The 15,251-nt window shown below is 74.3% G+C and carries 23 protein-coding genes; 14 read left to right on the forward strand and 9 right to left on the reverse strand.

Going from position 1 to position 15,251, the window contains the following annotated elements; translation table 11 throughout:
* Window positions 1-41 precede the first annotated feature (41 nt).
* Complete coding sequence (locus ACFW6A_RS12390; RefSeq protein WP_386640322.1) at window positions 42-1,247, forward strand: NADH:flavin oxidoreductase; 1,206 nt, start codon at window positions 42-44, stop codon at window positions 1,245-1,247.
* Window positions 1,248-1,293: 46 nt separating this feature from the next.
* Here the strand turns inward: ACFW6A_RS12390 and ACFW6A_RS12395 are convergent, their stop codons facing one another.
* The 5 genes from ACFW6A_RS12395 to ACFW6A_RS12415 form a co-directional block, all read right to left on the reverse strand.
* Window positions 1,294-2,394, reverse strand: coding sequence for a HAMP domain-containing sensor histidine kinase (locus ACFW6A_RS12395; RefSeq protein ID WP_351842521.1), 1,101 nt, complete (start codon window positions 2,392-2,394; stop codon window positions 1,294-1,296).
* Window positions 2,387-3,082, reverse strand: coding sequence for a response regulator transcription factor (locus ACFW6A_RS12400; RefSeq protein WP_386640325.1), 696 nt, complete (start codon window positions 3,080-3,082; stop codon window positions 2,387-2,389). The genes ACFW6A_RS12395 and ACFW6A_RS12400 overlap by 8 nt, the downstream gene beginning before the upstream one ends.
* Window positions 3,083-3,091: 9 nt before the next feature.
* Entirely contained in the window at window positions 3,092-3,823 is a 732-nt protein-coding gene (locus ACFW6A_RS12405; RefSeq protein WP_386640327.1) for a VanZ family protein, read from the reverse strand.
* A 137-nt stretch (window positions 3,824-3,960) separates the two neighbouring features.
* Window positions 3,961-4,233 (reverse strand): hypothetical protein, encoded by a 273-nt coding sequence (locus ACFW6A_RS12410; protein WP_351842515.1) that lies wholly within the window; start codon window positions 4,231-4,233, stop codon window positions 3,961-3,963.
* Window positions 4,230-4,526 (reverse strand): hypothetical protein, encoded by a 297-nt coding sequence (locus ACFW6A_RS12415; RefSeq protein WP_351842513.1) that lies wholly within the window; start codon window positions 4,524-4,526, stop codon window positions 4,230-4,232. The genes ACFW6A_RS12410 and ACFW6A_RS12415 overlap by 4 nt, the downstream gene beginning before the upstream one ends.
* 234 nt (window positions 4,527-4,760) lie before the next feature.
* On the opposite strand from ACFW6A_RS12415, the gene ACFW6A_RS12420 reads away from it, so the two are divergent.
* Window positions 4,761-4,934: a CsbD family protein gene (locus tag ACFW6A_RS12420; RefSeq protein ID WP_351842511.1), complete on the forward strand. Its 174-nt coding sequence runs from the start codon at window positions 4,761-4,763 to the stop codon at window positions 4,932-4,934.
* Window positions 4,935-5,113: 179 nt separating this feature from the next.
* Here ACFW6A_RS12420 and ACFW6A_RS12425 read toward each other — a convergent pair whose 3' ends face one another.
* Window positions 5,114-6,145: an SRPBCC family protein gene (locus ACFW6A_RS12425; RefSeq protein WP_386640330.1), complete on the reverse strand. Its 1,032-nt coding sequence runs from the start codon at window positions 6,143-6,145 to the stop codon at window positions 5,114-5,116.
* Window positions 6,146-6,148: 3 nt separating this feature from the next.
* Window positions 6,149-7,078 carry a histone protein gene (locus ACFW6A_RS12430; protein WP_386484422.1) on the reverse strand — a complete coding sequence of 310 codons (930 nt, stop codon included), beginning with the start codon at window positions 7,076-7,078 and terminating at the stop codon, window positions 6,149-6,151.
* Window positions 7,079-7,265: 187 nt separating this feature from the next.
* On the opposite strand from ACFW6A_RS12430, the gene ACFW6A_RS12435 reads away from it, so the two are divergent.
* From ACFW6A_RS12435 to ACFW6A_RS12470, 8 genes are all read left to right on the forward strand, one after another.
* A complete protein-coding gene (locus tag ACFW6A_RS12435) occupies window positions 7,266-7,595 on the forward strand; it encodes a gas vesicle protein (protein ID WP_351842505.1) in 330 nt (109 codons plus the stop codon).
* Between the two features lie 30 nt (window positions 7,596-7,625).
* Entirely contained in the window at window positions 7,626-8,111 is a 486-nt protein-coding gene (gene gvpJ, locus ACFW6A_RS12440) for a gas vesicle protein GvpJ (RefSeq protein ID WP_351842503.1), read from the forward strand.
* 3 nt (window positions 8,112-8,114) lie between these two features.
* Window positions 8,115-8,825, forward strand: a complete 711-nt coding sequence (locus ACFW6A_RS12445) for a GvpL/GvpF family gas vesicle protein (RefSeq protein ID WP_351842501.1) — start codon at window positions 8,115-8,117, stop codon at window positions 8,823-8,825.
* Window positions 8,826-8,877: 52 nt separating this feature from the next.
* Window positions 8,878-9,129 (forward strand): gas vesicle protein GvpG, encoded by a 252-nt coding sequence (locus ACFW6A_RS12450; RefSeq protein ID WP_351842499.1) that lies wholly within the window; start codon window positions 8,878-8,880, stop codon window positions 9,127-9,129.
* A gap of 85 nt (window positions 9,130-9,214) precedes the next feature.
* The gene (gene gvpJ / locus ACFW6A_RS12455) at window positions 9,215-9,679 is read left to right on the forward strand and encodes a gas vesicle protein GvpJ (protein ID WP_386640333.1); all 465 of its coding nucleotides are present in this window, start codon (window positions 9,215-9,217) and stop codon (window positions 9,677-9,679) included.
* Entirely contained in the window at window positions 9,676-10,560 is an 885-nt protein-coding gene (locus ACFW6A_RS12460) for a GvpL/GvpF family gas vesicle protein (protein WP_386640336.1), read from the forward strand. The genes gvpJ (ACFW6A_RS12455) and ACFW6A_RS12460 overlap by 4 nt, the downstream gene beginning before the upstream one ends.
* Complete coding sequence (locus ACFW6A_RS12465; protein ID WP_351842495.1) at window positions 10,557-10,766, forward strand: gas vesicle protein; 210 nt, start codon at window positions 10,557-10,559, stop codon at window positions 10,764-10,766. Before ACFW6A_RS12460 ends, ACFW6A_RS12465 begins: the two co-directional genes overlap by 4 nt.
* On the forward strand, window positions 10,763-11,167 hold the full coding sequence (locus ACFW6A_RS12470; protein ID WP_351842493.1) for a gas vesicle protein K: 405 nt from the start codon (window positions 10,763-10,765) through the stop codon (window positions 11,165-11,167). The genes ACFW6A_RS12465 and ACFW6A_RS12470 overlap by 4 nt, the downstream gene beginning before the upstream one ends.
* A 92-nt stretch (window positions 11,168-11,259) precedes the next feature.
* On the opposite strand, the gene ACFW6A_RS12475 is transcribed toward ACFW6A_RS12470, so the two are convergent.
* Window positions 11,260-11,430, reverse strand: coding sequence for a hypothetical protein (locus tag ACFW6A_RS12475; protein WP_351842491.1), 171 nt, complete (start codon window positions 11,428-11,430; stop codon window positions 11,260-11,262).
* Between the two features lie 322 nt (window positions 11,431-11,752).
* Window positions 11,753-12,871 carry a YbdK family carboxylate-amine ligase gene (locus tag ACFW6A_RS12480; protein WP_351842489.1) on the reverse strand — a complete coding sequence of 373 codons (1,119 nt, stop codon included), beginning with the start codon at window positions 12,869-12,871 and terminating at the stop codon, window positions 11,753-11,755.
* 177 nt (window positions 12,872-13,048) lie between these two features.
* Here ACFW6A_RS12480 and ACFW6A_RS12485 point away from each other — a divergent pair, with 177 nt between their 5' ends.
* The 4 genes from ACFW6A_RS12485 to ACFW6A_RS12500 all read left to right on the forward strand — a co-directional run bounded on the left by ACFW6A_RS12485 (window position 13,049) and on the right by ACFW6A_RS12500 (window position 15,193).
* Complete coding sequence (locus ACFW6A_RS12485) at window positions 13,049-13,522, forward strand: hemerythrin domain-containing protein (protein WP_351842487.1); 474 nt, start codon at window positions 13,049-13,051, stop codon at window positions 13,520-13,522.
* A 60-nt stretch (window positions 13,523-13,582) separates the two neighbouring features.
* Complete coding sequence (locus tag ACFW6A_RS12490; RefSeq protein WP_386640341.1) at window positions 13,583-13,819, forward strand: DUF6480 family protein; 237 nt, start codon at window positions 13,583-13,585, stop codon at window positions 13,817-13,819.
* Window positions 13,820-13,886: 67 nt separating this feature from the next.
* Complete coding sequence (locus tag ACFW6A_RS12495; protein WP_386484437.1) at window positions 13,887-14,372, forward strand: DUF5709 domain-containing protein; 486 nt, start codon at window positions 13,887-13,889, stop codon at window positions 14,370-14,372.
* Window positions 14,373-14,560: 188 nt separating this feature from the next.
* On the forward strand, window positions 14,561-15,193 hold the full coding sequence (locus ACFW6A_RS12500) for a hypothetical protein (protein ID WP_351842611.1): 633 nt from the start codon (window positions 14,561-14,563) through the stop codon (window positions 15,191-15,193).
* Window positions 15,194-15,251 lie beyond the last annotated feature (58 nt).

The raw sequence follows: 15,251 nt of genomic DNA on the forward strand, positions 1-15,251 counted from the left end.
CACTTGCTGACACTTCGTCAGTTCTGTGCGATGCTCCGCGCATGACCGCAGACCACCGGCCTCCGCGCCCCTCCGGTCCGGCACCCGACGTGCTCGCCCCCGCCCGGCTGGGACCCGTACGGCTGCGCAACAGGGTCATCAAGGCGGCGACCTTCGAGGGGCTCACCCCCGACGCCGTCGTCACCGACGCCCTCGTCGAGTACCACCGCCGTCCCGCCGCCGGGGGAGTGGCGATGAGCACGGTCGCCTACTGCGCCGTCGCGCCCGAAGGCCGCACCCAGCGCGCCCAGGTGTGGATGCGGCCCGAGGCCCTTCCCGGACTGCGCCGGCTGACCGAAGCCGTCCACGGAACGGGCGCCGCCGTCTCCCTCCAGCTCGGACACGCGGGGCCGGTGGCCGACGCCCGCTCGAACCGGCTGCCCTCGCTGTCCCCGACGGGCGGCTTCAACCCGGTCAGTCTGCGCCGCGACCGGGCCGCCACCGCCGAGGACCTCGACCGGGTGGTCCGCGCCCACGCCTCCGCCGCCCGCCTGGCCGTGGAGGCCCAGGCGGACGCCGTGGAGCTGCACCTCGGCCACAACTACCTGGCCAGCGCCTTCCTCAGCCCCCGCCTCAACCGCAGGACCGACCGCTACGGCGGCTCCCTGCGCAACCGGGCGCGCCTCGCCCTGGACCTCGCCCGCGCCGTCCGCGCGGAGGTCGGCGACCGGATCGCGATCACCGCGAAGCTGAACATGACCGACGGGGTGCGCGGCGGCCTCTCCCCGGCCGACAGCCTCCAGGTGGCGCACTGGCTCCAGGAGGACGGCTCCGTCGACGCCCTCGCCCTGACCGCCGGCAGCTCGCTGCTCAACCCCATGTACCTGTTCCGCGGCGAGGCCCCGGTCAAGGAGTTCGCGGCCCGCTTCCCGCTGCCCCAGCGGCTCGGCCTGCGCACGGTCGGCCGCTCGTTCCTGCGGTCCTACCCGTACGAGCCGCTCTACCTGCTGGAGGACGCCCGGCGGTTCCGCGAGGCCCTCGCGCTGCCGCTGATCCTCCTCGGCGGGGTCACCGACCGGGAGGGGATGGACCGCGCCATGGCCGAGGGCTTCGCGTTCGTCGCCATGGCCCGGGCCCTGCTCCGCGAGCCCGACCTGGTCCGCCGCCTGGCCGCCGCCCCGGAGACCCGCTCGCGCTGCGTCCACTGCAACCGCTGCATGCCCACCATCTACACCGGCACCCACTGCCCCCTCGTCGACCCGCCCTGACCCCGCCGGACCCGGTGCGGTCCGCCCGGCACCGCGCGCACCCCGGTCAGGAGCGGCCGGCCGCCCGCGGCGGCTCGCCGGGCAGCGTGACCGTGACCAGCAGGCCGCCGGCCGGCCGGGCGGCGAGGTCCAGGACGCCGCCGTGGGCGCGGACGATGCTGTGCACGAGGGCGAGGCCGAGGCCGACGCCCGCGTGCTCGTCGGTGCGGGCGCGTTCCGTCCCCCGCTGGAAGGGCTCGGTCAGCGTCGGCACCAGCTCCGGCGGCAGCACGGGACCCGTGTTCTCGACCCGCACCACGCTCGTGCCGTCCCGCGCCTCGGTGCGGACCGTCACCGTGCCGCCCGCCGGCAGGTTGTGGACGACGGCGTTCTGGACGAGGTTCGTCACCATCCGCAGCAGGAGCTCCGCCGAGCCGAGGGCCCGCGCCGCCCCGCCGGTGACGTCGAGCGCGATCCCCCGCTGCTCGGCGAGGGGGAGCAGCGTCTCGGCGGCCTCCTCGGCGACCAGCGACAGGTCGACGCTCTCGCGCGCGAACGTCCCGCGGTCGCTCCGGCTGAGCAGCAGCAGGGCCTCCGTGAGGTCGATCGCCCGGGTGTTGACGACCTGGAGCCGCGCGACGAGCTCGTCCCGGTCCCGCGTCGGGTCCTTGCGGGCGACGTCGAGCAGCGTCTGCGAGATGGCCAGCGGAGTGCGCAGCTCGTGCGAGGCGTTCGCGGCGAACCGCCGCTGTTCGGCGACGTGCGACTCCAGCCGCCCGAGCATCGAGTCGAAGGCGTCGGCGAGCTCGCGGAACTCGTCCCGGCGCCCCTCCATGCGGATCCGGTGCGACAGCGAACCGCTCCCGGCCGTCCGCGCCGCGGCGGTGATCCGGCTGAGCGGCGCGAGCATCCGCCCGGCCAGGAACCACCCCCCGACCAGCCCGAACACCAGCAGGAAGCCCATCGCCACGGCCGCCGCGGGGAAGAAGGTGCGCACCAGGAGCCAGCGGTTGGGCGAGACCCCGAGCAGGCCCTGGGGATTGTCGGGCACGTAGCGCAGCAGGAACCCCCACACCACCGCCAGCAGCAGCGCCCCGGCGACCGCGAGGAAGCCCGCGTAGCTGAGCGTGAGCTTCAGCCGCACGCTGAACCCCGGGCGCCTACGCATGCGGCCGGCCGGCACGGCCCTCGCCGGGCCCGGCGTCGATGCGGTACCCGACCCCCGGCACCGTCGCGATGACCCACGGTTCGCCGAGCCGTTTGCGCAGGGCGGAGACCGTGATCCGCACCGCGTTGGTGAACGGGTCGGCGTTCTCGTCCCAGGCCCGCGCCAGCAGCTCCTCGGCGCTGACCACCCCGCCCTCGGCGGCGACGAGGACGTCGAGCACCGCGAACTGCTTGCGGGTGAGCGCCACGTACCGCCCGTCGCGGAAGACCTCCCGGCGGAAGGGGTCGACGCGCAGGCCCGCCAGCTCCCGGACCGGGGGCCGGGCGTGGGCGCGCCGCCGGTCGAGCGCCCGCAGCCGCATCACCAGCTCCCGCAGCTCGAACGGCTTGGTGAGGTAGTCGTCGGCGCCCAGGGCGAAGCCGGACGCCTTGTCGTCGATCCGGTCGGCGGCGGTCAGCATCAGGATCGGGATGCCGCTGCCGGAGGCCACGATGCGCCGCGCGACCTCGTCGCCGGACGGGCCGGGGATGTCCCGGTCGAGGACCGCGAGGTCGTAGGAGTGGAGGCGGAGCAGTTCCAGGGCGGTGTCCCCGTCGCCGGCGACGTCGGCGGCGATCGCCTCCAGCCGCAGCCCGTCCCGGACGGCCTCCGCCAGATACGGCTCGTCCTCCACGATCAGTACGCGCATGCCCGAAGCCTAAGCAACGGCACAGGTCCGGGGCGCCCGCCCGTCCCCGCGCGCCCGCCACCAGCGGCGCGACGCCAGCCCGGCCAGGACGGCCCCGGTGGCGTTGACCAGCACGTCGTCCACCGACGTCACCCGGTCCAGGGGAAGGACGTACTGCGCGGTCTCCACCAGGACCGAGCACCCCGCGCCGAGCGCCAGGATCCGCGCCGGGGACGCCAGCGCCGCGAACCGCACGGGCGCGAAGAACCCCAGCGAGGCGAAGACCAGCAGGTTGCCGACGATGCCGAGCGTCCCCATCGCCACCAGGTCCCGCAGCGGCACCAGGCTCAGCCGGGGCGGCACGACGCCGGCCCCCGAGCCCGGCATCATCGTCATCCACAGGAACGGCAGCGTCCCGTGCACCATGCCCACCTCGGCCAGCGACAGCCGCCACGCCCCCGCGACACCGGCGGCGCGCCGCCGCCGCGCCGCCGCCCACGCCACCAGGACGGCCAGGGGCACCGTGACCAGCGTCATGAGCACCACCCCGTTGAACGTCCCGAAGCAGCCCTCCCACCGTCCGGACGCGCACGCCGGAGCCGCCATCATCAGCGGCCCCCGCACGGCGAACAGCCCGCCCGCGACCGCGAGGAGCACGAGCCCGATGAGCACGGCCCCCCGGCGCGTCGCCCGGGGCGGCGTCGGCGGGAGCGCGGACGAAGGCGTCGGCGGGGGCGCGGGCAGGGCGGTGTCACTCTTCATGCGCCCATGGAAGGGGGCGGCCGGTTGCGGGGGCGTATGTGCTTTTCGATACGCCCGCGATACACGCGGCGGGCCCGGGGCGGAGCCCGCGCGGCGAAGGGATGCCGCGGGCGGCCGCCCCGGCCGGCCGGTACTCCCTACGGGCCCGCCTCCAGCCAGGTGAGGCGCGTGAACGTCACCGTCTCGACGTCCCCGGCGAACCACTCCACGAGCACGGGATGGCCGGGGACGTCGAGGTCGTACACGTCGCCCCACTGGTCGATGGGGCTCGCCCCGGCCGGCACGGCGCCCCGCTCGTGCGCGGCCGTGATGCCGGTCAGGGCCGCGATGGTCGCGGCGAAGGTCGCGGGCGCCTCGGCGGACATCGCCGCGAGGACGGCGGCGGCCTGCTCGCTCAGGCCGTGGCTCACCAGGCCCCGCTCAGCGAGGCGAGGACGTCGTCGAGCGGCCGCACCGCACCGCCCGTACCGCCTCCCTCACCGCTCCGCAGCACCCCCGCCTGCGCGCGGTCCGCGTCGGTGCGCCGGGTGTCGGCGACCGCCCGCAGGTGCCACCGGTCCATCACGGCCAGCTGCGCGTCCCCCGCCTCCGCGGCGAGCAGCTCCTCCAGGAACCGCCCCTTGCGCCCCGGGGCGAGCGCGGCCGCGATCGCGTTGGCGGTACGGGGAATGCCGGGCTCGCCGGACCGGGACAAGGCACCCACGGCGGCTCTCCTTCCGGTCGGACACGCCCTGCTGAACGGGCGTCAGCTCCCACGGTAGACCAGTGACCGTGCCCCGCGCCCGCGCCTGCCCCCGTGCCTCGCGCCCGCCCCCGTGCCCGCGCCCGAGGCCGCGCCTGCGCCGCCGGGTGATCCGCCGAGGGAAACCGGGGACGGGGGCGTTATCCGGGGGTACGGGGGTAGCGGCGGATCAGGACCCCTGAGGAGGTGGCCGGGATGGCTGCTGGGAAAAAGGTCAAGGACACGGGAAAGACCGTCAAGGGCAAGGTGAAGGAGACCACCGGCAAGGCCGTGGGCAACGAGAGCCTCGAGATGAAGGGGCGCGCGGAGCAGGCCGCCGGGGACGCCAAGAAGACCGCCCGGAAGGCGAAGGACACCCTCGGGCACTGATCACACACACAGGGTGGAGGCCGGCGGCACCAGCCGCCGGCCTCCACCGCGCTGCTGGCCGTGGCCCGTGGCCCGTGGCCCGTGGCCCGTGGCCCGTGGCCCGTGGCCCGTGGCCCGTGGCCGCGCGGGGAGCGCGGTCACAGGGCACGGGGCGGGTGCGGGCGGGGCGGCGGTGGGTGTCAGCGGCGGGAGCGGGAGAGCCGAGGCTCCTCGTCCTCGTCCTGCTCGTCCTCGTACTCCTCCTCGTCGTCGTACTCCTCGCCGTCTTCTTCTCCGTCTCCGTCTTCCTCTTCCTCACCCTCCTCTTCCTCTTCGTAGGCGTCCTCGTTCTCGTCCTCGTTCTCGGTGTCCTCCGGGTACTCCGTCTCCTCCTCGTCCGCCTCGGCGTCCCCTTCGCCCTCCTCCTCGACGGCCTCCTCGTGGGTGACGACGACTTCGCCGCCCTCGATCCGGCCGCGCCAGCCGTCGGGCTCCTGGTCGGTGAGGGTGACGAAGCGGTCGAAGTGCTTCAGGTCCAGGCGCATGCGCCGGCCCTGGGCCCGCCAGATGTTGCCGGTCTTCTCGAAGAGGCCCGAGGGGTAGTACTCCACGACCAGCAGGATCCGGGTCAGGGACGGCGCGAGTTCGTGGAAGCTCACGCACCCGCGGGTGGTTCCCTTGGCCCCTTCCGAACTCCACACGATCCTGTCGTCGGGTATCTGCTCCTGGACGCTCGCCTTCCAGCTCCGCGTGGAGGGACCGACCTTGACCTTCCAGTCGGAACTCGTGTCGTCACTCTGCGACACGCTGCGCACTCCCTTGGCGAAGCTGCTGAAGTCCTCGTACCGCGTCCAGTGGTCGTACGCCGTGCGCAGCGGCACCCCGACGTCGATGGTCTCGATGATGCTGACGACCTTCCCGCCGGCCTTCCGGTTCTTGCCCTTGCCGCCGAGGAGGCCGGAGCCCACGTCCTTGACCTTGTCCTTGAGTCCGCCGAGCGTGTGGCCGACCATCGCCTTCACCGGGGAGTCGCCCTGGACCAGACGGCCGCCGAGGTCCGCGAGGCCGCCGCCGTTCTCCGCCACGTCGTACAGGCCGTCGGTCAGGTCGCCGACCTTGTCCACGGCCTTGTCCGCCAGCTGGTCGGCCTGTGCGGCGAGATAGCCGCCCACTTCCTCCATCAGGCGGTCGAACCCCGACCGGGTGTCGCCGTCGCCGTGCTTGCTGGCCATGATTCACCTCCGGGTGGACGGCTTGCGGCGGGCCGTGGGTGCGGCCGCGGTCTTCTTGGCCGTGGACTTCGACGCCGGGGCGCGCTTCGCGCTCTTCTTCGCGGCCGTCTTCTTCGGCGGTGCCGCCTTCTTCGATGCCGCCTTCTTGGCCGCCGTCTTCTTCGCCGCGGTCTTCTTGGCGGCGGGCTTGGCCGCCGGTGCCGTCTTCTTCGGCTTCGCGGCGGACGGGGCCGCCGTCGACTTCCGCGCCGGGGCCTTGCGGGCCGCGGTCTTCCGGGCCGTCGGCTTCCGGTCGGTGCCCGAGGTCCCGCCCGCCTTCTTCGCCGGAGCCGCCTTCTTGGCGGGGGCCCTCTTGGCCGTGCGCGCGGGGCGGCGGGGAGCGGGAGGCTCCTCTTCTTCCTCCTCTTCTTCCTCCTCTTCCTCCGGCTCGGGTTCCGCTTCTTCCTCCGCTTCGGGTTCCTCCTCCTCGAGCTCCCCCTCGGGCTCCCCCTCGGGCTCCTCCTCTTCCTCCTCTTCCTCCTCGTCCGGGTAGGCCTCCTCCTCGTCCTCGGGCTCCTCGCCGTACTCGTCCTCTTCTTCCTCGGGTTCCTCGGGCTCCTCGTCGGTCTCCTTGTCGTCTCCCTGCCCCAAGGCGAGCGTCCGCTCGCGCAGCGAGTCGGCCAGGAGGGACATGCGGCGGTTCGCGGTGGCGACGAGCGCCTTGCGGCCGGCGTCCAGGGCTTCGCCCCGTATCTGCTCGCCGAGTTCGGCGACCTGGGGCATCTCGCTCAGTTTCTTCAGGCCCTGGGTCGCGAGTTCCTTCGGTTCGAGACCGAGGCGGCGGCCGGCGACGTACGTGATCAGGGTGAAGGCCAGGCGGCCCTTCTTCACCCGCCCCAGTACGTAGCCCCCGGCGACCGCGGCCGCCAGGGCGATCTTGGTCGTGTCCTGCATGAGCCTTTCCCTTCGCCAGATGCCTGCGCGGCCCGCCCCACCCGCACGGTTCACGGTTACTACGGCACTGCTCCCTCCTGCGCCAGACATGCCTCGAAAGCCATGAATTCCTTTCTCGTGACATTGATGGCGTTTTCTGCTGGTTCGGGCGGGCAGGCTAACGGGTCAGCCTGCAAGGAGAGTGCCCATGGCGCCAGCAGAGCCGGCTCGCCGCCGACGCCGCCCGTCCGACGGGAGCGCCCCGGCGCGCCGGGACGGGAGCGGTACGGCCGCGGCGATGCGTTCGGCGGTCGAGCAGCTCTCGTCGCTGCTCGGCCGCGTTCCGGAATCGGTGTCGTCCCTCCGGCCGACCGAGGACGGCTGGGAGGCCCAGGTGGAGGTGCTCGAACTGGAACGGATCCCCGACACCACGAGCATCCTCGGCAGTTACAAGGTCACGCTGGACGAGCAGGGCGACCTCATCTCCTACGAGCGGACCCGGCGCTACAGCCGGGGCGCGATCGACCGGCCGACCTGACAGGGCCGGCCCCCGGGAAGGGAGGCGGCCATGACTGTGGCGCCACAAGGCGGAGCCGACCTCAACAGAAGTTCCGGCGGGGGCACGAGCAGTCTGTACGACGTCCTCGAACTGATCCTCGACCGCGGGCTCGTGATCGACGTGTTCGTCCGGGTCTCGCTGGTCGGGATCGAGCTGGTGAAGATCGACGCCCGCATCGTCGTCGCCAGCGTCGACACCTACCTGCGCTTCGCGGAGGCGTGCAACCGCCTCGACCTGGAAGCCGGCCGCAAGGCCCCCACCCAGCTCACCGACGTCGTCGGAAACGCGGTCGAGAGCGGGGCCCGGGGCAAGTCGAAGGGTGCCGTCGGCGGTGTGGTGGACGCGGTGAAGCAGTCCCTCACCGGCGGGTCCGACGACGAGGAACCGGACGAGGAGCCCGAGGCCGAGGAAGAGCCCGAGGCGGAGGAGGAGCCGCGCCGACGGCGGCCGGCCCGCCGCGCCCCGCGCCGTACCGCGCACCGGGAGAGCGAGTAGACGATGCCTCTCTACGTGTACACCATCACCGCCGCCACCCACCCGTGCCGCACGGAAGGGCTGACGGGCGTCGGCGCGGAGCCCTCGCCCCTGCGCCAGGTGGTCGCCGGGCCCCTGCGGGCGGTCGTCTCGGACGTCGACGAGGAGATCCGGCCCAGGCGCCGGGACCTGGCCGCCCACCAGGAGGTCCAGGAGCGGCTCATGGCCCAGGGAACGGTCCTCCCGCTGCAGTTCGGCTACGTGGCCCCCGACGACCAGGCGGTCGCGGCGGTCCTCGAAGAACGGGCCGATGCCTACCTGGATGCCCTGGAGCGGGTGCGCGGCTGCGCCGAGTACCACGTCAGGGCGGCACAGGAGGAGGACGCCCTCCTGCGGGAGATCCTCCGGGAGTCGCCCCGGGCACGGGAGCTCAACGACCGCATCCGCGCGGGCGACGCCGACCCCCGGCTGCCGCTGGAACTCGGGGAGATCGTCGCCACCGAGGTGCGCACCCGGCAGGAGGCCCTCGCCTCCGGCCTGGTCGGGACGCTGATCCCGTTCGCGCGGGACCACAGCGTCCGGGCGCCGGCCGACGGGGACCTCCTCAACCTCTCCCTCCTGGTCCACGACGACGACAAGGAGGACTTCCTGCGCGCCGGGTCCCGCCTCGCCGAGCAGACCCCCACCGTCACGTTCCGGTTCAACGGGCCCCTGCCGCCCTACAGCTTCGTGTAGCGCCCGGGAAGGGCGGAAAGCCCAGGGGGACGGAAGAGGAGGAAGGAGAGTCATGGGGCTGCTGACCGGCCTGCTGACCGCACCGCTGGCGCCCGTGCGGATGGTGACCTGGGTGGCACGGCGCGTCGTGGACAGCGCCGAAGCCGAGTACTACGACCCCGCCCCCGTCTACGCCGCCCTGGCCGAGCTGGAGCGCCGGCTCGAACGGGGCGAGATCGACCAGGCGGCCTTCGAGCGCCAGGAGGACGAACTCCTCGACCGCCTCGACGAGATCAGCGCGTTCCGGCAGGGCCGAAGCGCCTGAAGCACGACGGGGAGCACGACGGGAAACCGGCGAGCAGCGCGACGGAAAATCCGCCGGGGAACGCGACCGAAGGAGGACGAGTACCGTGAGCGACCCGCTTGCCGAACGGCTGGGCCCCCTGCCCTCACGGGCGACGCCCATGGCGTACCCACCCTCCTCCTCCTCAGCCAGCCTCGCCGACATCCTCGAACGCGTCCTCGACAAGGGCATCGTGATCGCCGGCGACATCCGCATCAACCTTCTCGACATCGAGCTTCTGACCATCAAACTGCGGATCCTGATCGCCTCCGTGGACAAGGCCAAGGAGATGGGCATCGACTGGTGGGAGCACGACCCCTCGCTCTCCTCCCGGCCCGGCGGCGACTCCCTCAGGGAGGAGAACCGCCGCCTGCGCGCCGAGGTGGACGCCCTGCGCCGCGAACGGCTGGACCCCGCCGCCCCGCCCGGGAGCGGCGAGGACGTCGAGGGCGGCGCGGGGGAACGCGGCGAGTACGGCGAGGACGGTGACCGAGGTGCGGAGCGGGCCCCGAAGCGGAGGTCCGCGCCGTGAACGGCGAGCCGGCCCTCACCTACGTCTACGCCGTGGCCGCCGTGGCCGCCGTGGCGCCGCCGCTCCCCGCGCTGCTGTCCGGCATCCGCGGCGTCGAGGACGCGCCGGTCGCCCTCCTGGCCCCCCGCGAGGCCGCTCCCGGCGCTCCCGCGTTCGTGGCCGGCCGGGTCCCCGCGGCGCACTGGAGCGAGGAGGCGCTGAGGACGCGCTTCGAGGACCTCGCCTGGCTGGAGGAGACAGCCCGGGCGCACCACCACGTCGTCGAGGCGCTCACCGCGCACACCACCGTGCTGCCCCTGCGGATCGCCACCCTCTACCGGGACGACGACCGGGCCCTCGCGGCCCTGCGGGAACAGCGTTCTGCCTTCGCCGAACGGCTCGCCCTCCTCGCCGGTCACACGGAGTACGGTGTGAAGGCCTACGTCGCCCCCGACCCGGAGACGCCCGGTCCCGGCACCGGCGCGGCCCCCGGCGAGGCCGCCGCCCCCGCGGGCGCGGCGCCCAGCAGCCCGGGGAAGGCCTACCTCCAGGCACGCAGGGCCCAGCACCACGCCCGCGAGGACCGCTACCGGCAGGCCGGGCGGGCGGCGGAGCGCATCGCCGCCACAGCCGCCCGGTACGCCACCCGGGCCGTACGGCACCCCGTCCAGACCGGCCCCCTCAGCCGGGGCGAGCGGGGGGAACGGGGAGAGAACGTCCTCAACGACGCCTACCTGGTCCCCGACGACCTGGCCGACGCCTTCCGCACGGCCGTCCTGCGGGCCGTCGAGGACCTGCCCGGCGTGCGCGTCGAGGTCACCGGCCCCTGGGCGCCCTACTCCTTCGCCACGCCGACGGCCCCGCCCGCCGCCCCAGCCGACTCTCCCGGACCGCGACCATGAGCCTCCCCGAACGAGAACCGCCCCTGCCCGGCCGGCAGGTCGCGCTCGTCGACCTCCTCGACCGGCTCCTGGCAGGCGGCGTCGTGATCACCGGTGACATCGTCCTGTCGATCGCCGACATCGACCTCGTACGCGTCTCCCTGCGCGCCCTCGTTACCTCGGTGGACGACTCCGGAGCCCCCCTGGCCCGAGGGGGCCGGCCGTGACCGCCGAGCGCGACCGCCGCGACCCCGGCCCCCCTCCGGCGCCCGACGCTCCCGGCGCCTCCCTCGCCCGCGCCTTCCGGCTGCTCCAGGCGCCTCCGCCGGACCCCGGCGAGACCCCGAGGCCCGCGCACCGGCTCCGCACCGACCCCGAAGCCGTGGGCGAGGACCTCCTCAAACTCGTCCTCACGCTCGTCGAGCTCCTCCGGCAGCTCATCGAGCGGCAGGCGCTCCGCCGCGTCGACTCGGGCGAGCTCACCGACGAACAGGAGGAGGAACTCGGCGCCACCCTGCTCGCCCTCCACGACCGCATGACCGAACTCTGCGCGGAGCACGGCTACGCCCTGGAGGACCTGAACCTCGACCTCGGCCCGCTCGGCCCGCTGCTCCCTCCGGAGCGCTGAGGCCGGACGGCCCGTAACCGCCCCCCGAAGAGCCGGTTGCGGGAGACGCGAGCGGAGCGAAAGGAGACGGGGCCGCCCCGCTCCGGCTCGCCTCAGCCGAGGCCGTCCTTCGCCCTCTCCTTCACCTCCCGGGCCTTGCCGCGGCTCTCCAGGGCTCCCCCCTTGGCCGCCAGGCCTTCCTTGCCCAGCGCGTGAGCGGACTTCCGCACGACCTTCCCGGCGATCTGTTCCAGCCGGGCCTTCGCCTTCTCGCTGCCACTCATGACGTTCCTCCCGGGCGCACCGGCGCCCGCCGTGATCTGCCCGGCGGGTACCCCCGCAGGGGTCCCCCATTCCCGTACGGGAGCGCTTTCCCGCAGAGGCGGGAGCGCTCTAGACCAGGCGCCGGAACACCTTCGGCAGCAGGGCGACGCATGCCGCCCGGAACCCCCTGCGCATTCCCCAGAACAGAAGCCGCAGGCACTCCTTCGCCAGGCGCGCGGAGATCCTGCGGAAAAGGGCCCCGGGCGTCCAGCGGGCGAGTCCCCGGCGCCTGCCCAGCCCGAATCTCCGGGACTTCGAGCCGAATCCCACGCGGGTCCCCCGTCAGCGTCCCGCCGTGGCGGCGGCCAGCTCGTCGACCACGTCCGTCAGCAGTCCGCGGCGGCGGAAGACGGCCCGCTGCCGGGTCGCGCCGCCGCCGTCCACGCGGATCCGCCGCCACTGGTCGTCCACCCAGTCGGCGTCGTCCGACAGCTCGAGTCCCGGGCGGGCGAAGTCGATCAGCTCGGCGAGCAGGTCCACGGCCGGCCGCCTCCGGCCGTCGGCCGGATCGAGGCCGGCCCCCGCGAGGCCCTGGGCGGCGGCGGTCCGGTGGGCCCGCGCGAGACCCGCGTCCGGCACGTCCGGCGGCGGGACCGAGGCGTCGACGCGGTCGAGGAGTACGGCGGCGAGCCCCCGCACCAGGAGCGCGAGCAGCACCACCGTGTCGAGCCGCGCGTTGGCGTCCGCCACCCGGATCTCCAGCGTCGGCACGTGCTCGGACGGCCTGGCGTGCCAGTACACCATCCGGTTGTCGAGCAGCGGCCCGTCCCCGACCAGCCGCGCGACGTGGGCGAGGTACTCGGCCTCGGTGAGGACGGGGGTGGGGCCCACCGTCGGCCACCGCGCGTGCTCGACCGCACGCCAGCTGTCGTGGCCGGTGTCCAGCAGCCGGGCGTACGGGGAGTTCCCCGCGAGGGCCTGGAGGACGGGCAGCCACGGCCGCATGTGCAGGGCGAGGGCGAGGGCCCGCTCGCGGTCCAGGGACCCGACGTGGACGTGGCAGCCGCAGACGAGCCCGTCGTCGCGGGCGGTCCCGTCGTCCCGGGTGACCAGGGGGCGGAAGCGGCGGGCCATCAGCCCGTACCGCGGGCTGTCCGTCACCGTGAGCGGCTCGTCCGGGGGGAGCGCGGGGGTGCCGCACGCCACCGGCATGCACCCCGCCTCGCGGGCGGCGGCCACCACGACGGACCGCAGCCGGGAAAGCTCGGCGCGCAGCTCCTCCCGGCAGGCGGTGGGCTCGGTGCAGACCTCGACCTGGGCGTTGAAGAACTCGGTCTGCACCTGTCCGCCGAGCCGCTCGGCGGCCCGGTGGATCACCTGCGGCGCCCTGTTGACCGGCGCCCGCGTCAGACGGTCCACCAGGACGAACTCTTCCTCGACACCCAGCGTCAGGATCTTCATCTCGGGGCTCCTCGCCTCGCGCGGCGAATACCCGGACCAGGCCCCCTCATGCCGGGCGGTCCCGGATGCTCCCGGACGGGCCCCGGGCCGATTCGGACGCGGCGCACGGGGCAGACGCGGCACGACCGCCCCGGAAGGGCCGCGGGCGGGTGGCCGGCCACGACGGAAGGAGCCGTGATGGACGGGATCGTCCTGCTGCGAGACGACCACAAGACCGTGGAGAAGCTGTTCAAGGAGTTCGAGCGGGCGGGCGACGACGACCGGGCCCGGAAGAGGGAGATCGCCGACCAGGTCATCAGGGAACTGACCGCCCACACCTGGATCGAGGAACAGGTCTTCTACCCGGCCGCCCGGGAAGCCGCCCCCGAGACCACGGACCACATCCTCGAAAGCGTCGAGGAACACCACGCCGTGGTGTGGATGCTCTCGGAACTCGACGGACTCGACCCCTCGGACGAACGGTTCGACGCGAAGATGACCGTCCTCATGGAGAACGTGCGCCACCACGTCGAGGAGGAGGAACGGGACTGGTTCCCCGAGGTGCGCAAGGCCATGGGCCGCAACCGGCTCCTCGAACTCGGCGACCGGATGGAAGAGGCCCGGAAGAACGCGCCGGCCAGCCCGCTGGACGTCCCCAGCGCCGACGAATGACGCGTGACGCAGGCGACGGAAGGACGAGCGGGCGGCCCCGCCCGTAGGGAGATGGACGCCATGACCACACCGAGCAACCCCGACCCCGCGCCCCGGAGCACCCCCTCGGGCGGCGCCGCCGGTGGAGTCCGCCCCGGAGAGACGCCGCCGGCCGAATCAGGAACGGGCACGGCGACCGGGCCGTACCGTCCGCTCCGGCGGGGCTGGGCGGCGGGCCCCCTCCTGGTGGTGGGCCTTCTGGTCGTGGCCTTCGCCCTGTTCTTCCTCGTGTACGCGATCATCCTCGCGACCGGCTGAGCGGACCGCTTTTCCCCGCACGCCCGTCCCCCCCATCCCACCCCACCCCTCACGACGAAGGGAGCCGATGATGACCTCCGCGGCGCAGCCCCCCGAGCCCGACCAGCCCGACGGGTCCGACCAGCGCGACGAATTCGATCCGGAGAACGCGCTCGGGACGGATCCCGTCGACGACGTGGCCGCCCCCGGCTACTCGCCGCCCGACCGCCCCCGGGGCGTCACCCGCTACGGCACCACGCCGCGGGAGCAGCGGGAGGGCGAGCCCCTCGACAGCCGGCTCCGCCAGGAGGTGCCGGAGGAGGAACCGCCCCCGGGCGACGGCATCGGAGACCTGCCGGGCGGGCCGGGGGAGCCGGTGGACGACGAGGCCGGCGCCACCCGGGCGGGCCGCCTGACCCCCTCCGCGGCCCGGCCGGGGCACATCGACCGCGCGGTCGCCCGCGACGTGGGCCCCGACGACGGCACGGCCCCCGCCGAAGAGGCGGCGATGCACGTGGACACGGCGGTGGACGGCCCGGAGCGGCCGCCGGAGGACGACGACGCGCCGCGGTAGCCGCCCGCCGACGGGAAGCGGGAAGGAAGCCGCCGGGCGGGGACACGACAGCCCGTCCCGGCCGGGGCCCGCGCCTCCCGGCGTCGCCCGGCCGGGGCCCGCGCCCCCCGGCCGCTCCGCCTCCTGCGTTCCGCCCGCCCGGCCCCCGACCGCCGGGCGGGTGGGGGACACTTCGGAGGGTGATCGTGATGCAGCCCGTCCTGGAGACCTCCGCACCCGACGGCTTCGGCCTGTGGCCGGTGGCCGAGCCCGGGCCGTCGGGCTTCCTCGCCCTGGGCGGCGACCTGACGACCGCCGAGGTCGGGACGGCGGTGAGGGAGATCGCCGCGTGCAACCGCCTCCCGGAGCAGGACGGCGGCGGGCCCGGTGACCGCGAAGGCCGGCCGCGCCGGGACGCGCTCGACGCCTTCCTGCACGGCCTGCTGACCTTCGACCCCCTCTTCGCCGCGGGAGGCCTGCGCGTCACCGACCGCGCCACGGGCGTCGCCTTCGACCCCGGCTGCTGCGACGGCCTGGAGGACTGGCGCGACTGGTACCGGCTCGCCGACGGCGACGGGTACCTCGGATTCGGCCACGAGCCGGTGTCGCCGGCGGCCGAACGCCTCGGCGGCACCCTGCGGCTCACCGTCGACACCGAGCGGCACGACAGCCCCGTGATCGAACTGCCCGCGGGCGAACTGCGCGGTCTGCTCACGGGCGTGGAACGCGACCTCGCCGCCTTCCTCGCCCTGGCGGCCGGGTGGGCCGGCAGCCACCTCCCCGACCACCGCGCCCCGGCCGTCCTCGCCGCCCTCGCCCGCGTCCTGGACCTCCCAACGTGAGGATTTCTGCTGACAATTCAGCTATAAGACCAGGGTGTTGACTTCCTACTGGCCGGTA

It is taken from the genome of Streptomyces sp. NPDC058758 (genome assembly GCF_042746075.1).
GTDB lineage: Bacteria > Actinomycetota > Actinomycetes > Streptomycetales > Streptomycetaceae > Streptomyces.

What these genes read in the sequence shown, in the direction of transcription:
- ACFW6A_RS12485 (WP_351842487.1), top strand. Translation starts at nt 13,049, where the DNA reads ATGGACGGGATCGTCCTGCTGCGAGACGACCACAAGACCGTGGAGAAG.
- ACFW6A_RS12435 (WP_351842505.1), top strand. Translation starts at nt 7,266, where the DNA reads ATGGCGCCAGCAGAGCCGGCTCGCCGCCGACGCCGCCCGTCCGACGGG.
- ACFW6A_RS12420 (WP_351842511.1), top strand. Translation starts at nt 4,761, where the DNA reads ATGGCTGCTGGGAAAAAGGTCAAGGACACGGGAAAGACCGTCAAGGGC.
- ACFW6A_RS12495 (WP_386484437.1), top strand. Translation starts at nt 13,887, where the DNA reads ATGATGACCTCCGCGGCGCAGCCCCCCGAGCCCGACCAGCCCGACGGG.
- ACFW6A_RS12500 (WP_351842611.1), top strand. Translation starts at nt 14,561, where the DNA reads ATGCAGCCCGTCCTGGAGACCTCCGCACCCGACGGCTTCGGCCTGTGG.
- ACFW6A_RS12445 (WP_351842501.1), top strand. Translation starts at nt 8,115, where the DNA reads ATGCCTCTCTACGTGTACACCATCACCGCCGCCACCCACCCGTGCCGC.
- ACFW6A_RS12450 (WP_351842499.1), top strand. Translation starts at nt 8,878, where the DNA reads ATGGGGCTGCTGACCGGCCTGCTGACCGCACCGCTGGCGCCCGTGCGG.
- ACFW6A_RS12430 (WP_386484422.1), bottom strand. Translation starts at nt 7,078, where the DNA reads ATGCAGGACACGACCAAGATCGCCCTGGCGGCCGCGGTCGCCGGGGGC.
- ACFW6A_RS12405 (WP_386640327.1), bottom strand. Translation starts at nt 3,823, where the DNA reads ATGAAGAGTGACACCGCCCTGCCCGCGCCCCCGCCGACGCCTTCGTCC.
- ACFW6A_RS12390 (WP_386640322.1), top strand. Translation starts at nt 42, where the DNA reads ATGACCGCAGACCACCGGCCTCCGCGCCCCTCCGGTCCGGCACCCGAC.
- gvpJ (WP_351842503.1), top strand. Translation starts at nt 7,626, where the DNA reads ATGACTGTGGCGCCACAAGGCGGAGCCGACCTCAACAGAAGTTCCGGC.
- ACFW6A_RS12475 (WP_351842491.1), bottom strand. Translation starts at nt 11,430, where the DNA reads ATGAGTGGCAGCGAGAAGGCGAAGGCCCGGCTGGAACAGATCGCCGGG.
- ACFW6A_RS12395 (WP_351842521.1), bottom strand. Translation starts at nt 2,394, where the DNA reads ATGCGTAGGCGCCCGGGGTTCAGCGTGCGGCTGAAGCTCACGCTCAGC.
- ACFW6A_RS12400 (WP_386640325.1), bottom strand. Translation starts at nt 3,082, where the DNA reads ATGCGCGTACTGATCGTGGAGGACGAGCCGTATCTGGCGGAGGCCGTC.
- ACFW6A_RS12465 (WP_351842495.1), top strand. Translation starts at nt 10,557, where the DNA reads ATGAGCCTCCCCGAACGAGAACCGCCCCTGCCCGGCCGGCAGGTCGCG.
- ACFW6A_RS12490 (WP_386640341.1), top strand. Translation starts at nt 13,583, where the DNA reads ATGACCACACCGAGCAACCCCGACCCCGCGCCCCGGAGCACCCCCTCG.
- ACFW6A_RS12480 (WP_351842489.1), bottom strand. Translation starts at nt 12,871, where the DNA reads ATGAAGATCCTGACGCTGGGTGTCGAGGAAGAGTTCGTCCTGGTGGAC.
- ACFW6A_RS12425 (WP_386640330.1), bottom strand. Translation starts at nt 6,145, where the DNA reads ATGGCCAGCAAGCACGGCGACGGCGACACCCGGTCGGGGTTCGACCGC.